This is a genomic window from Bradyrhizobium sp. (assembly GCF_035309285.1).
In the GTDB taxonomy this organism is placed as follows: Bacteria; Pseudomonadota; Alphaproteobacteria; order Rhizobiales; family Xanthobacteraceae; genus Bradyrhizobium.
Map to the genome: position 1 here is coordinate 57,943 of NZ_DATGFH010000034.1, position 13,681 is coordinate 71,623.

Genomic DNA, 13,681 nt, shown 5'->3' on the forward strand with positions numbered 1-13,681 from the left:
GTCATTCCGGGGCGATGCAAAGCATCGAACCCGGAACCTCGAGATTCCGGGTTCGGTCCTGCGGACCGCCCCGGAATGACAAGGAAGGGAAAATGATCGATCATGTTTCCGTTGGTGTCGCCGATCTCGATCGCGCGGCGCGCTTTTATGAAGCGGCGCTCGCGGCGCTTGGCCTTTCACGCCTGGTAACACGGCCTGGAACGGTTGGGTTCGGCAAGGCCTATCCGGAGTTCTGGATCAACCTGCGCAACGACATGCGCAAGGTGCCGCACGAGAGCGGCACGCATATCTGCCTGCGCGCCAGAACGACGGCAGAGATCGATGCGTTCCATGCGGCGGCGGTCGATAACGGCGGCATCTCGGACGGGCCGCCGGGCCTGCGGCCGCATGAGCGCGTCAGATACTACGCGGCCTTCGTGCTCGATCCCGACGGCAACCGCATCGAGGCGGTGACGTTCCCGCAAGGCTAGCGGCGCTTGATGCGAAGTCAGCCCGCGGCTTCATCAGGCCACGGGGCCTTCACCTTGGTAAAGTCCGACCACGCCTCGCGCAATCGCCGTTCGGCGCCGACCATCGCATGCGCTTGCCAGCCGGCGATCGCGGCTGCCGCAGTCCCGCCGTCGGAGGCATCGGCGTTCAGCCCGGCGAGCAGCGCGCTCGTCGTCGCCATGTCGTTGTAGGAACCGAGCTCCTCCTGCAGGTCGGCGAGCCTGGCAAAGAACCGCCGGATGGGTTTGCGATGTCCGTACATCGGCAGCAGGAAATCAACGGCATAGCGCAGCTTCTTGATGGCAAGCCTCAAGCGGTGCCGCTCTTCGGTGCCGAGGGATTTGAAGTGGCGGCCACGCTTCAGCGCCTTCATATGCCGCTCCGTGAGCAGGCGTCCGGCGAATTTGATAGCAGGCTCGGCCAACTGCGTGAGATTTTCCGGCGGCACGTCGCTGCGCCAGCCGCGTGCTTCGATCCAGCCGCCGAGCTCTATCACGAAGCGCGCGCAGCGGGGGTCGGCGAGCACCTGACGGACAGTGTCGTAAGCGGCCGATCGGCGCCCCTCCGCGAGCTGCGCCAGGGCATCGAAGCCCGCGATGGATGGACAGGCCTTGGCGATGGTGGGCAAGGTGCTGCTCCGGAAAATGTCCCAATCGCGTGCAGCCGAAAGGTTTTGCGTGAACCAGCGCGCTTCCGATCGCAGCGCTTCGAGTTTGCTCCAGGTGCCCGCCGATTTCATCAGGTCGAACGCGCTTCGCAGGCGGCGCAGTGAGACGCGCAGCTGATGAACGCCTTCGGAATCGCGGCCATCCTCGGCGGCCGGCATCGATTCAAGAAGATGCTGAAAACAGCAGCGGAGGATCGTCGCAAACGCGTCGTCGAGAGCGATCGACGGCTCGAGGTGAAGCTTTCGGGGCTTTCTCGCGGCGGGGGGCAGGTCGGCCGCAAGATCAAATCCCCGCGCGGACTTGCTGCGGATCGAGGGTTTTACGGACCCGTGTTCGGCCAGTTGCAGCGCGAGCTCCCAGATGGCGGAAGCGCTGCCGCTCTTGAGCTCCAGCTCGATCTCGTTCACCGGCGCCGACCGATCGCCCGCCTTCAGCGTGCCACGGTCGAGCGCGACATCCACCGTGCCGGACGGCAGATCGATGACGCGCTGATGGCGGCGTATGTCCGTAACAAAAACCGGCTCCAGCTTCTGCGTCTCGAGATCGGAACGAAGCTTGGCTGGGATGATCGGCATCGCCAGCGCAAGGTCGGGCGCCATCGAGGGGACGCTGGCCTCCCATTCGCCGCGCCGCAGCGGGTCATCTCCGGTCTCGGCCTTCACGGTCTGCGTGAAGCGCGAGCCGGTCTGGCGAACCCTGAAGCTCAATCGATTACGCCACAGTGTCCGCTCGGGCGTATCGTAATAGGTGGCCTTGAGGTGCTTTCGCGAGCCCTTGTTGCGTGCATTGGTCGCGATCACAGGCGCGTTGTTGAAATCCGCAAGAAGCTCAGGATCCACGAGCAATTTGAGTTCGAGCTCGCTGCCCTGTTGCGCGCCACGCTGAGGCGCGGCGCCTTCCGCGCCGGCAGATGGTGTTGCTTGAGATGCTTCGGTTTCGGCCGAGCCTGTGTCGTGGAGACGACGTTCAGAAGCCTCGTGCGCGAAAGCGGAATCGAGGCATTGCTCGGTTGCCTTCCTGTCCGCCGACGGGTTGGTCTTGCCCTTGAGGCCCGCAGCGGTACGCGCAGTTTCGCTGCTGCGTCGTAATGCAGCCGTTTCCGACATTGAAGCTTATGTGACAGTTGAACGACGTTTTGATAACGTATAGCTGGCTCGTGCCAAAAGGAAGAGACGATAAGGTCACACTGACGGGATAATCGCGGGCTGCAGTGGATTCTTTCGCGCCGCCGCCAATATCGCGGTCCCCAATTCGTCCAAAAAGATTTGACAAACCAAGGTGATGCCGGCTTCTCCGCGCCAGGGTCGGCCCGCGTCGGGAGAGGTGCGCTGAAGGATAGGCAGGCGGGTCAGAGCCGTCGCGCGATTTCCGGCGCCATTTGCATCGCTTCTTCGGGAACCAGCGATACCGCGGCGCGCAGTCGCGGCAGAATATCCTCGACGCGTTCGGCCTTCAGCACGTCGACGGGAAATCCCGGCCGGATGAACTGGGTCGCGCGCATATGCATGAGCAGGACAAGCAGCGGCTCCCAGAAGCCGTCGATGTTGGCAAGCAGCACCGGCTTGGAGTGCCGGCCGAGTTGCTGCCAGGTCAACTGCTCGACCAGCTCTTCCAATGTGCCGATGCCGCCGGGCAGTGCGACGAATGCATCCGAGCGCTCGAACATCAGCCGCTTGCGCTCGTGCATGTCGGGCGTGACGATCAACTCCTGCACGCGCGTCAGCATCCGTTCCCGCGAGTTCAGAAACTCCGGAATGATGCCGGTGACACTGCCGCCATGATCAAGCACGCCGTTCGCGATGGCGCCCATCATGCCCGTCGAGCCGCCACCATAGACGAGGCGAATGCCGTTCTCGGCGAGCATCCTTCCGAACACGGAAGCGGCTTCGATAAAGCGGGGGTTGTTGCCGGGGCCGGAGCCACAATAAGCGCAGACAGTCCTGATCTTGTCCATGCGGGTCATGTGGCACTGCAGCGTAAAGGGCGTCAAGCCGGTTGTGCTTCCTGGAAGCGGTTGAATTGTCCTGCAAATATCCACGATTCGCGAAAGATTTGCTGTGGCGAAGGATGCAACGACAAGCCGGAGCCTCTATATGACGTTCCACACAGAATATGACGTTCCGCACAGATGAAAAAAGCGGCATGCACGGCTCCGGTCACCCAGGCTCTCCTTGATGGCTCATCCTCCTTCGTCTCCGCACGCCCGTGAAACGCCGCAGCCCGAGCGATTGTCCGCCGAACAAGCGACCCTGATCGGGACGCTGGTCCATCTCTGGCCCTATATCTGGCCGAAGGATCGCGCCGACCTGAAGATGCGCGTGATGTGGTCGGTGGTGCTGCTGCTGATTGCCAAGCTCACGACGCTTGCCGTTCCCTTCACGTTCAAATGGGCGACGGATGCGCTGAGCGGCAAGGGCAGTGCGCCGATCGCGGCCCCGAACTGGATGCTGTGGCTGATCGCCTCGCCCCTGATCATGACCGCAAGCTATGGCGGCATGCGCGTTCTGATGGCGGTGCTGACGCAATGGCGCGATGGCATCTTCGCCCGCGTGGCGATGCACGCCGTGCGCAAGCTCGCCTCCATCACCTTCGTCCACATGCACGAATTGTCGCTGCGTTTCCACCTGGAGCGCAAGACCGGCGGACTGACGCGGGTGCTGGAGCGCGGCCGCAACGGCATCGAGACCATCGTGCGCATGGTGATCCTGCAGTTGATCCCGACCATCGTCGAGGTCACGCTGTTGATGGGCGTGTTGTTCTGGCAGTTCGACTGGCGCTACGTGCTGGCGATGATGAGCATGGTCGTGGTGTTCATGTCGTTCACCTATTACGCCACCGAATGGCGCATCGGCATTCGCCGCAAGATGAACGATTCCGACACGGAGGCGAACACCAAGGCGATCGACTCGCTCTTGAACTACGAGACCGTGAAATATTTCGGCGCCGAGACACGCGAAGCGATGCGCTATGACCGCTCGATGGAGCGCTACGAGCAGGCGAGCGTGAAGAGCTATACCTCGCTCGCGCTGCTCAACACCGGGCAGGCCGTGGTCTTCACGCTGGGGCTCACCGCGACCATGCTGATGTGCGCGGTCGGCATCCGCCAGGGGCGCAACACGGTCGGCGATTTCGTCCTGATCAACGCCATGATGATCCAGCTCTACCAGCCGCTGAATTTCATGGGCATGGTCTATCGCGAGATCAAGCAGGCGATCATCGACATCGAGAAGATGTTCGAGGTGCTGGCGCGCGAAGCCGAGATCGAGGACAGGCCGGGCGCAAAACCGCTGGTCGTGACGTCGGGCAGCCTGCGTTTCGACAATGTCCGCTTCGCCTATGAGCCCGATCGCCCCATTCTCAAGGGCCTCAGCTTCGAGGTGCCGGCCGGCAAGACGGTCGCGATCGTCGGTCCCTCCGGCGCCGGCAAGTCGACGATCTCGCGGCTCTTGTTCCGCCTCTACGACGTCTCGAGCGGGGTCATCACAATCGACGGCCAGGACATCCGCGAGGTCACGCAGGCATCGCTGCGGGCGGCGATCGGCATGGTGCCGCAGGATACCGTGCTGTTCAACGACACCATCCGCTACAACATCCGCTACGGCCGCTGGGACGCCGGCGATGCCGAGGTGGAGCACGCCGCGCAGCTCGCGCAGATCGACGGCTTCATCCGGATGTCGCCGAAGGGCTATGAGACGCAGGTCGGCGAGCGCGGCCTGAAGCTCTCGGGCGGCGAGAAGCAGCGCGTGGCGATCGCGCGCACGGTCTTGAAAGCGCCGCCGATCCTGGTGCTGGACGAGGCGACTTCGGCGCTCGACAGCCACACCGAGCACGAGATCCAGGAAGCGCTTGAGCGGGTCTCGCGCAACCGCACCTCGCTTGTGATCGCACACCGGCTCTCCACCATCGTCGCCGCCGACGAGATCATCGTGCTCGATCAGGGCCGCATCGCCGAGCGCGGCACCCACGGCGAGCTGCTGGCTAAAGACGGGCTCTATGCCAGCATGTGGAACCGGCAGCGCGAGGCCGAGGCCGCGCGCGAGCGGCTGGCGCTGGTCGACGACGACAACGAGGCGCCCAACCGCGCGCCACCGCCGCCGGTGGACGATGCGATCGCCGCCGCGGCGGAGTGATTGAGCGCGACATCGAAGTGGAATAAAGATACCAATGTAGGGTGGGCAAAGGCGCGGACGCGCCGTGCCCACCGTCTCGAGTACGTCGAGGATGGTGGGCACGCTTTCACCGTACACTTGGTTGGGAGTGATGGATGGGTCCACTTTGCCCACCCTACGAAGCTGCAACAACGATCAGTGAGTTTTGATGTCCATCGCCAATTCCATCCGTGCGCAAATTCCGCCGATTCATCCAGAAGGCTATCCGTTCATCGGCGGATTTGCGCTCGCAAGCCTGATCCTGTTCTGGATATGGTCGCCGTTGGGGTGGATCGGCTTCGTGCTGACGATCTGGTGCGCGCTGTTCTTCCGCGATCCCATCCGCGTGACGCCGGTGCGCGACGGCATCGTGGTGGCGCCGGCCGACGGCCGCATCTCGATGATCGCGCATTCGGTGCCGCCGGCTGAGCTCGGGCTTGGCGACAAGCCGTTGCCGCGGATCTCGATCTTCATGAGCGTGTTCAACTGTCACGTCAATCGCGCACCCGTGGCCGGCAAGATCGAACGCATCGCCTACCGGCCGGGCGTCTTCATCAATGCCGAGCTCGACAAGGCGAGCGAGGACAACGAGCGCAACGCGCTCGTCATCGCCTCGGCGAACGGGCGCATCGGCGTGATCCAGATCGCAGGCCTCGTGGCGCGACGGATCGTGTGCTTCGTGAAGGAAGGCCAGTTGATCGGGGCCGGCGAACGCTTTGGGCTGATCCGCTTCGGCTCGCGGCTCGATGTGTATCTGCCCGAGGCCACGCGGGCGCTGGTGTCCGAAGGCCAGACGGCGGTCGCCGGCGAGACGATACTGGCCGATTTCGGGCTGAGGGACGAAGGGCGGACGTTCCGCACCAATTAACCAATTGTAACCAATCGCGCTGCGGCATTCGCCTATTGCGGTGAGCGATGGCGGAAGCGGGTGGCGCTTGCTATATTGGTGTCATGTTCGAGCCCCGATACAATTACGCCGAATTGCGCCGCCGCCGGTTCCGTCCGATCCCGGTGCGGATGCTGGTGCCCAATGTCATCACGCTGCTGGCGATCTGCGCCGGGCTGACCGCGATCCGCCTGTCGACCGAGGGGCGGATGGAGCTTGCGGTTGCGGCGATTGTGTTCGCCGCCGTGCTCGATGGCATCGACGGCCGCGTGGCGCGCATGATCAAGGGCCAGTCGAAATTCGGCGCGGAGCTCGACAGTCTCGCCGACTTCGTCAATTTCGGCGTCGCGCCCGGCCTGATGCTGTATTTCTGGCAGCTCCACGAGCTGCATAACGGCGGCTGGATCGCGGCGATGATCTTTGCGATCTCGGGCGGCTTGAGGCTTGCGCGTTTCAACGCGTCGATGGACGATCCCAACAAGCCGCCGTTTGCCTCGAATTATTTTACCGGCGTGCCCGCGCCTGCAGGCGCAGTGACCGCGCTGCTGCCGATCTATCTGGCCTATCTCGGCGTGTTCACGCCGCCGGCGCTGTTGACGGCGCTCTACACGCTCCTGATCGCGTTCCTGATGGTGTCGCGGCTGCCGGTCTATTCCGGCAAGAGTATCCGCATGCGTGTGCCACCGGAACTGGTGCTGCCGGTGTTCGTCTCCGTGATCTTCTTCATCGCGCTCCTGATCGGCTATCCCTGGCACGTGCTGTCGGCGGGGACGCTGCTCTACCTGTTGAGCCTGCCGCTGGGGTGGAAGTCCTATCGCGACCACAAGCTCGCCTATGAGGCCGCGCAAGCGCCGGCCGCCGGCAATGTGCCGGCGGCGGCAGTTCCACCGCTGACACCGCAGGCGATTGAGCGCCCGCCCGACGAGCGGCCGGAGCGGCTGCACTAGATGTGGGTCATTCCGCTGCATCTGTCGAAAATGACCCGGAGCGGACTATCGAGGCTGACAAGCGCCATCGCGGCCGATAAGTTCTCTAAGGGTATTGTGGCCGGCACATCGCCGAGAGCCGACCAGCAGACCTGACATCAGGAGGACCGATGAACACGCCTCTCCGCAGCGGGATTTTCCTCGCTCCGTTTCATGCCAAAGCCGACAATCCAACGCTGGCGATGGAACGTGATTTCGAGCTGCTGCAGCACCTCGACCGGCTGAACTACAGCGAGGCGTGGATCGGCGAGCATCACTCCGGCGGTGTCGAGATCATCGCCGCGCCCGATATGTTCATTGCCGCGGCGGCCGAACGCACCAGGCACATTCGGCTTGGCACCGGCGTGACGTCGCTGCCGTATCATAATCCCTTCATGCTCGCGAGCCGCATCGTCCAGCTTGATCACATGACGCGTGGGCGCGCGATGTTCGGCGTCGGCCCCGGTGCGCTGGTGTACGACGCCTACAAGATCGGGATCGACGCCGGCGATCAGCGGCGCATGATGAATGAGGCGCTCGACGTCATCGTCGCGCTGTTCAAAGGCGAGACGGTCAACAAGGAGACCAACTGGTTCAAGCTCTGCAACGCCAACCTGCAGCTTGCGCCCTACACCAAGCCGATGATCGAGATGGCGGTCGCCAGCGCGCGCTCGCCGGTCGGCGCGATGGCGGCGGCGCGCCACGGCATCGGCATGCTGGCAATCGGCGGCGCGACGCCGACTTCGATCGCCCATCACACCGCGAACTGGAATCTCTACGAGACCGAGGCGCGCAAAGCCGGCCACGTGCCCGATCGCGCCAAGTGGCGCGTCGTGACGTTGATGCATATCGCCGAGACCCGTGAGCAGGCGAAGCAGAACGTCAAGTTCGGACTCAAGGCGTTCGCCGACTACTTCCGCGAGATCGCGACCTTCCCGATCATCCCGCCCGATGTGCCCGACGACTGCGACTGGCTGATCGAGACCGGCACCGCATGCATCGGCACGCCCGATGACGCGATTGCCTACATCGACAAGCTGCTCAAAGGCTCGGGCGGCTTCGGCGTGATCATGGAGCTCGCCCATAACTGGGCCGATTGGGACGCCACCCGCCGCCACTACGAACTGATGGCACGCTACGTTCACGCCCATTTCCAAAAGAGCTTTGCGCCGCGCGTCGAAGCTTACGCCGCGGCCGCGACCCAGCAGAAGGAGTTCGCTGGCCAGGCAGCGGAGGCGGTGCAGTCCGAGATCGACAAGCTGGCGGCGCGGCAGGCGAAGACCGGGACCTGAAGGAGCGGACGCTCACGGCATTTTGGAGTCCGCTAACGTGAAGGGGTTTCGGACGCCGGCCGCCCGTACCTGTGGCCGCGGTCGTCAGCGGTCGGCATCCGAACCCTTCACAAGAGCTGACTTTGGCAAATGCGATCTCACTCCGGATTTCGCTTGCGAAAGCCGTCCCGTTCATCAGAGTCCGGTCATCATCCCTCCGCTCCCGGCATAAAGCAGCGGACGGTGGCGCCGATGTTGCCGTATGTTGGCCAGACCAGTGCAGTACCCTCCTTGTTCGGTTGGTCGACGACGGCATCGTCTGGAACATCGACCCACATGGTCTCGACCTCCTCGCTGTGCCGGGCTCGCTCATAGGCATTGGCATTGACCGGGATTTTGACTCGGTAGTGATGCGACGAACCGTCCGGCGCAGTCCATTCGACATTGCTGAGATGCATGGCTTCCGAGCCGTCGCAGCACAGCGCGCCATGGTTGCTATACAGCGTCATGAACCACTTGGTGAGGTCAGGCCGGTTGTGGTCGTGGCCGCGAGCCGGAGGGACCTGCCACACAACGGCACCACCAAGCACCGTGAAACCGCCGATGACGATTGTGGCGAGAAGGTTGAAGCTCTTGCCGGCCATGTCGCGCTACCGTGGCGGGTGCAGCACAGACGATGCACACCACCCGGCTACAGTCTCGTCTTGCCGTGCCTTCTCCAGCAACATGTCCCGCTCTTTGCATGGTGGCAATTCGCGGGCTCGCTCTCTGCTCTTCCTGGCATCCATTATGAGACGATCCTCCAAAGAGGTCGTCTGCTTGAAACGGCGGCGCCTTATCATGTGTTAACCTCATGATTGGGCTGCCCGATCGTTTCAATGCGTGAAGTGCACGAATGTTCTTATTATTTATGGGCGCTTCTCTTGGAACAATTGCGTCGCTCCGAGCGCACCGAGCCAAATAAGCAAGGTCCAGATCATGCACCCGAATAGCGCAGCAAGCCCGGCAGCCGCGAGGGCTACAAAAACCGCTCCACCGCGTCCATGATAGTTGTCCCCGCCGGACATCATGCCGATTTGTTCATAGCCCGTAGGGCTTGGGCAGCCGGTTGGACCTTCGATTTGACACGGGCATGCTCTATAACGAGCTGCGGTTGAGCCTCACGACTGCGCCGGACCCGCAGTCTTTGATGTGACGATGTTTGGCTCACTAAGTCGTCCCGGCGGACCGCGCTCTCACACGCTCGACTTCTATGTAACCGAGCCCGTAGGGCGGCCAGAGCGGAACTGGTCGCCTCGTTCGGGCTGACCTCCTCTTGGTACCGAACACGAGCCGAAGTTGGGAAAGCGTAGGCGAGACGAGAGGCGGCGCGTGCCGCTCCGGCCTGAATTGAATACGTTTGCGCTTATTTTCGGCAACGCGACCGCTCAGCTTTCGCCACTTGATTGCCTAGTAGCCCTCGGCGTTCTACGATCCCCACAGAAACGCTGGGAAGTTGTCGTGGCTCGCGAGCAGCGAAAACTGGCAGCGATCCTTGCTGCAGACGTTGTCGGCTACTCCCGCCTTATGGGGCGTGACGAGAGCGGGACGCTTGCGCGCCTACGAAAGAATCGCGCTGACAGCCTTGACCCTGTTCTGGCGAAATATGGTGGTCGCCTGGTTAAGCTGACCGGCGATGGCGCTCTGGTCGAATTTGGAAGCGCCGTCGATGCGCTGTCGGCGGCGATCGAATTTCAGCAAGTAATGGCGGAAGCCGATCGATATCAACCTACCGACGACGCACTTGTGTTCCGCATGGGCCTGCACCTTGGCGACCTGATCGTCGATGGTGACGATCTCTATGGCGACAGCGTGAATATTGCTGCGAGGCTGGAAGCGCAAGCGCCGCCCGGCGGAATCCTGATCTCTCAGGCTGTTCACGAAGCAGTCACGGGCCGATTGAAGGCGACGTTCACCGATCGTGGCAGCCTTGCGCTCAAAAATATCGAACGGCCGGTGCCAGCATTCCAGGTGAGATGGGACACCGCGGACTGGAAACCTTCATTGCTGGTGACCACCCCGTTCACAACTGGCACCAATGCGCCCACGAACATTCCCGATGAGCCCTCCATCGCCGTCTTGCCGTTCACCAACATGAGCGGCGATCCGGAGCAGGAGTATTTCGCCGACGGCATCACCGAGGACATCATCACGGCCCTCTCGCACATCCCCGCGCTGTTCGTGATCGCGCGCAACTCCAGCTTCGCCTACAAGGGCAAGGCCATCGACATCCGCCAAATCGGCCGCGAGCTAGGCGTGCGCTACCTGCTGGAAGGCAGCGTGCGCAAGGCTGGCCAGCGCCTGCGCATCACCGGCCAGCTCGTCGAGGCCGAGACCGGCGCCCATCTCTGGGCAGACAGGTTCGACAGTTCGCTTGAGGACGTGTTCGATCTGCAGGATCGCGTGACCATGGCTGTCGCCGGCGCCATTGAACCTTCGATCACGCACGCCGAGATCAGGCGCGCCAACCGCAAGCCCACCGCAAACCTGCAGGCCTACGACTGGCTGCTGCGCGCCCTCGGCGAGCAACAACTCTATTCCCGCGAGGCCGTCGATCGCGCCATGCAGATGGCACGGCGCGCTATCGAGCTGGATCCGCGCTATGCCCAGGCTTACGCCTATCTTGCGAGCTGGACATCTCGCCGCATGATCTATGGCTGGATGGAGGATGAGGCGAGGAGACGGCAGAGGGCGTGCGCTTCGCACATCTGGCGGTGCAGCTGGAGCCGAACGACTCGATCGTCCTGACTGAAGCGGCCTTCGGTCTAGCCCACCTCAATCACGATCTTGCGGCCGCCATTCCGTGGTTCGATCGGGCGATCGCGCTCAATCCGAATTCGGCGATGGCATTCGGCCGGGGCGCGATCGTGCGGAATTTCATAGGTGATTACATGACGGCCGCTGAACATGCCGATCGGGCCATGCGTCTGAGCCCGTTTGATTCATATTCCTTCGCATTCAGCCTGGCGCGAGGAGGCAGCCATTTGTTTCAACGGCAGCTGCCGGAAGCGGTGGCATGGCTGCGCAAGGCTGCGCAGCAGAACCCGCGGCACATCTCTACATTCCTTTATCTAGGCAGTGCACTGGCCCATGCCGGACAGATGGACGAAGCCCGGACGGCGATCCGGCGCCTGCTGGAGCTGCATCCGATGAGCAGCGTGAGGTGGTGGCGCCAGCATCGCCTCGTTCCTGAGGACGACAACGAGTACATGCTGGATGGTGCGCGGCTGGCCGGCTTGCCGGAGTGAGGCTAGGAGCGCCATCCTGTCTTCCATGGTCTGCTCCGCTGGTGGGCGGCAAGAAAAAGGAGTTCGCGCTGTCGTATGAGCTGAGCCAAATCACATAAGTGGCCCGAGCGCTGGCTTGCCAGTGCTATTCGCGACTGCTGGCGGTTCGGTCCGCCTTGGGTCACTCGGGTCATATTTGGCGACGCCAGATGTCTCCTGATCCTCTGACAGCGGCGGAATAGCAGACACCCCCAGATCCACCTTACGGACTGTTGCAAACTAGGCACGACGAGGCAGGGCAAGAACTTGTCGTCAGGCCAGTTGAGCCTGCTGTTGAGGGCAAACGGCCTGCGGGGGCATGCTGTAGGTCCATAAAGCGCTCAGAACGCTGTTGGTAGAGTTCCGGAGGGCTGCGAAGGCCCGCAGATGCGATTGGAGCGCCGTTGCTATGCGGGCCATGAAGCGTTCAAGGCCGAGGATGTTGAGCACGCGGGTGAGGTTGTAGCAGAGTGCCATCAAGCTCCATTCGCCGCGAACCTTGTTGAAGCCACGAACAAGGAAGTGCCGATAGCCGGCGCGGCATTTGATCGTGCCGAAGGGATGTTCGACGATGGCGGATCTTCGGCGCATCAGTTCGCCTGCACCTTGCATGCGCGCGCGATGACGTTCGAGAACATCCTCGTGCTCCCAGCGATAGACGATACGTTGAGAGGCATTCTCGGCAAGACAACGTGACCTTAACCGGCAAGCTTGGCAGATCGCCTTCCGGCTCGCATAACGGATCTCGATCCGGCCGCTTGCGTTTTGCCAATGTCCCTTGACCCGACGCAGCCGTTCGCCGGCGGGGCAATGATAGGCGTCTGCTCCAGCATCGTAGCTGAAGTCCCTACGGCTGAAGCGACCCTTCTTCTCGACCACCTTGTTGCCTTCTGGCACGGGTACATAGGTAACGATGCCGTCATCCTCGCACGCCTTCAGCTCGAGACTGCTGTAATAGCCTTCATCAGCCAGCGCCTGCAGAGACTTCGCTTCAAGAACGTCTTTGGCCGCTCTCGCCATCGCATGAAGCTGGCCGACGTCGCTGCTGTCGTTCACAACCTCGCTTGCAACGATGAGATTGTGCTTGTCGTCCACGACGGTCTGTACGTTGTAGCCTGCTATTCCCTGGCCGCTTTTGACCAGAAGCCGGGCATCAGGATCAGTCTTGGACAACTGTGTTTCGCCGCTCTCTTCCAGACGGGCAAGATCGGCTTTGGCGCGCGAGCGTTGGGCCATCAGCTCCGCGACCTTCGCCCCAATATGCCCGCCCTGTCCTCCGCCGCCGGCACCATTGGGCCGCTTCTTCTTTTGCTTCTTGGCTTCTGCCGCATCATTGACCTCAAGTGACTTGCGGTAGGCCTCGATGTCCTTGTCGAGCTTTGCGATCTGGTCGGTCAGCCTCTTACGCGTGAAGATGCTGGCTTTGCTCGCATCGCCATGGAAGAACGAGCCATCGATCGCAACAACGCTGCCGCCGACCAGTTCCAGCTCGCGCGCCAGCAGCACAAAACTACGGTTCGCAGCCTTCAATGCTTCCCAGTTCTCCTTGCGGAAGTTGGCGATGGTTCGATAGCCGGGCCTCAGGTTCTTCAACAGCCAGATCAGCTCCAGATTGCGCGACGCCTCCTGCTCCAGCCGACGCGATGACCTGACCTGGTTGGTGTAGCCGTAAAGATAGAGCTTCAAAAGATCCGCTGGATCGTAAGGCGGCTGTCCCTCTTCTTCTGGGCCGCGGTCCGCATGGCGGAAGCCGAGCTTGGCAAGATCGAGGGCGCAAACAAAGCAATCAATGGCCCGGACCGGATTGTCGGGGCCGACATAGTCTTCTATCCGCGCAGGAAGCAGGCAGACCTGGTCCCGGCTCTCGCCGCTCTTGAATGTGTGATTCGTCATAAACCGAATCGTACATCAATTGCCGGAAATGCCGAGTTCTTGCCCAGCCTCGTCGG

The 13,681-nt window shown here is 62.4% G+C and carries 12 protein-coding genes; 8 read left to right on the forward strand and 4 right to left on the reverse strand.

From position 1 onward, the window contains the following. The first annotated feature begins 92 nt into the window (after positions 1-92). Entirely contained in the window at positions 93-470 is a 378-nt protein-coding gene (locus VKR55_RS07755) for a VOC family protein (RefSeq protein WP_324401436.1), read from the forward strand. A 17-nt stretch (positions 471-487) separates the two neighbouring features. Here VKR55_RS07755 and VKR55_RS07760 read toward each other — a convergent pair whose 3' ends face one another. Then, a complete protein-coding gene (locus VKR55_RS07760; protein WP_414642319.1) occupies positions 488-2,263 on the reverse strand; it encodes a CYTH and CHAD domain-containing protein in 1,776 nt (591 codons plus the stop codon). A 242-nt stretch (positions 2,264-2,505) separates the two neighbouring features. Continuing rightward, positions 2,506-3,111: an LOG family protein gene (locus VKR55_RS07765; protein WP_324401456.1), complete on the reverse strand. Its 606-nt coding sequence runs from the start codon at positions 3,109-3,111 to the stop codon at positions 2,506-2,508. A 220-nt stretch (positions 3,112-3,331) separates the two neighbouring features. On the opposite strand from VKR55_RS07765, the gene VKR55_RS07770 reads away from it, so the two are divergent. From VKR55_RS07770 to VKR55_RS07785, 4 genes are all read left to right on the forward strand, one after another. Next, on the forward strand, positions 3,332-5,287 hold the full coding sequence (locus VKR55_RS07770; RefSeq protein WP_324401438.1) for an ABCB family ABC transporter ATP-binding protein/permease: 1,956 nt from the start codon (positions 3,332-3,334) through the stop codon (positions 5,285-5,287). Between the two features lie 187 nt (positions 5,288-5,474). Further along, the gene (locus VKR55_RS07775; RefSeq protein ID WP_324401440.1) at positions 5,475-6,173 is read left to right on the forward strand and encodes a phosphatidylserine decarboxylase; all 699 of its coding nucleotides are present in this window, start codon (positions 5,475-5,477) and stop codon (positions 6,171-6,173) included. An 83-nt stretch (positions 6,174-6,256) separates the two neighbouring features. Next, complete coding sequence (locus VKR55_RS07780; protein WP_324401443.1) at positions 6,257-7,138, forward strand: CDP-alcohol phosphatidyltransferase family protein; 882 nt, start codon at positions 6,257-6,259, stop codon at positions 7,136-7,138. 149 nt (positions 7,139-7,287) lie between these two features. After that, positions 7,288-8,448 carry an LLM class flavin-dependent oxidoreductase gene (locus VKR55_RS07785; RefSeq protein ID WP_324401445.1) on the forward strand — a complete coding sequence of 387 codons (1,161 nt, stop codon included), beginning with the start codon at positions 7,288-7,290 and terminating at the stop codon, positions 8,446-8,448. A 188-nt stretch (positions 8,449-8,636) separates the two neighbouring features. Here VKR55_RS07785 and VKR55_RS07790 read toward each other — a convergent pair whose 3' ends face one another. After that, on the reverse strand, positions 8,637-9,071 hold the full coding sequence (locus VKR55_RS07790; protein WP_324401446.1) for a hypothetical protein: 435 nt from the start codon (positions 9,069-9,071) through the stop codon (positions 8,637-8,639). A gap of 745 nt (positions 9,072-9,816) precedes the next feature. Here VKR55_RS07790 and VKR55_RS07795 point away from each other — a divergent pair. Both VKR55_RS07795 and VKR55_RS07800 read left to right on the forward strand, forming a co-directional pair. Then, entirely contained in the window at positions 9,817-11,214 is a 1,398-nt protein-coding gene (locus VKR55_RS07795) for an adenylate/guanylate cyclase domain-containing protein (RefSeq protein ID WP_324401448.1), read from the forward strand. Further along, positions 11,160-11,714, forward strand: coding sequence for a tetratricopeptide repeat protein (locus tag VKR55_RS07800; RefSeq protein ID WP_324401450.1), 555 nt, complete (start codon positions 11,160-11,162; stop codon positions 11,712-11,714). The genes VKR55_RS07795 and VKR55_RS07800 overlap by 55 nt, the downstream gene beginning before the upstream one ends. A gap of 291 nt (positions 11,715-12,005) precedes the next feature. Here VKR55_RS07800 and VKR55_RS07805 read toward each other — a convergent pair whose 3' ends face one another. Next, positions 12,006-13,562 carry an IS1182 family transposase gene (locus VKR55_RS07805; RefSeq protein ID WP_324401458.1) on the reverse strand — a complete coding sequence of 519 codons (1,557 nt, stop codon included), beginning with the start codon at positions 13,560-13,562 and terminating at the stop codon, positions 12,006-12,008. Here VKR55_RS07805 and VKR55_RS07810 point away from each other — a divergent pair. Further along, positions 13,473-13,681: hypothetical protein (locus tag VKR55_RS07810; RefSeq protein WP_324401460.1), on the forward strand; the 209-nt coding region annotated here is incomplete at its 3' end. The two genes, VKR55_RS07805 and VKR55_RS07810, sit on opposite strands and share 90 nt — an antisense overlap.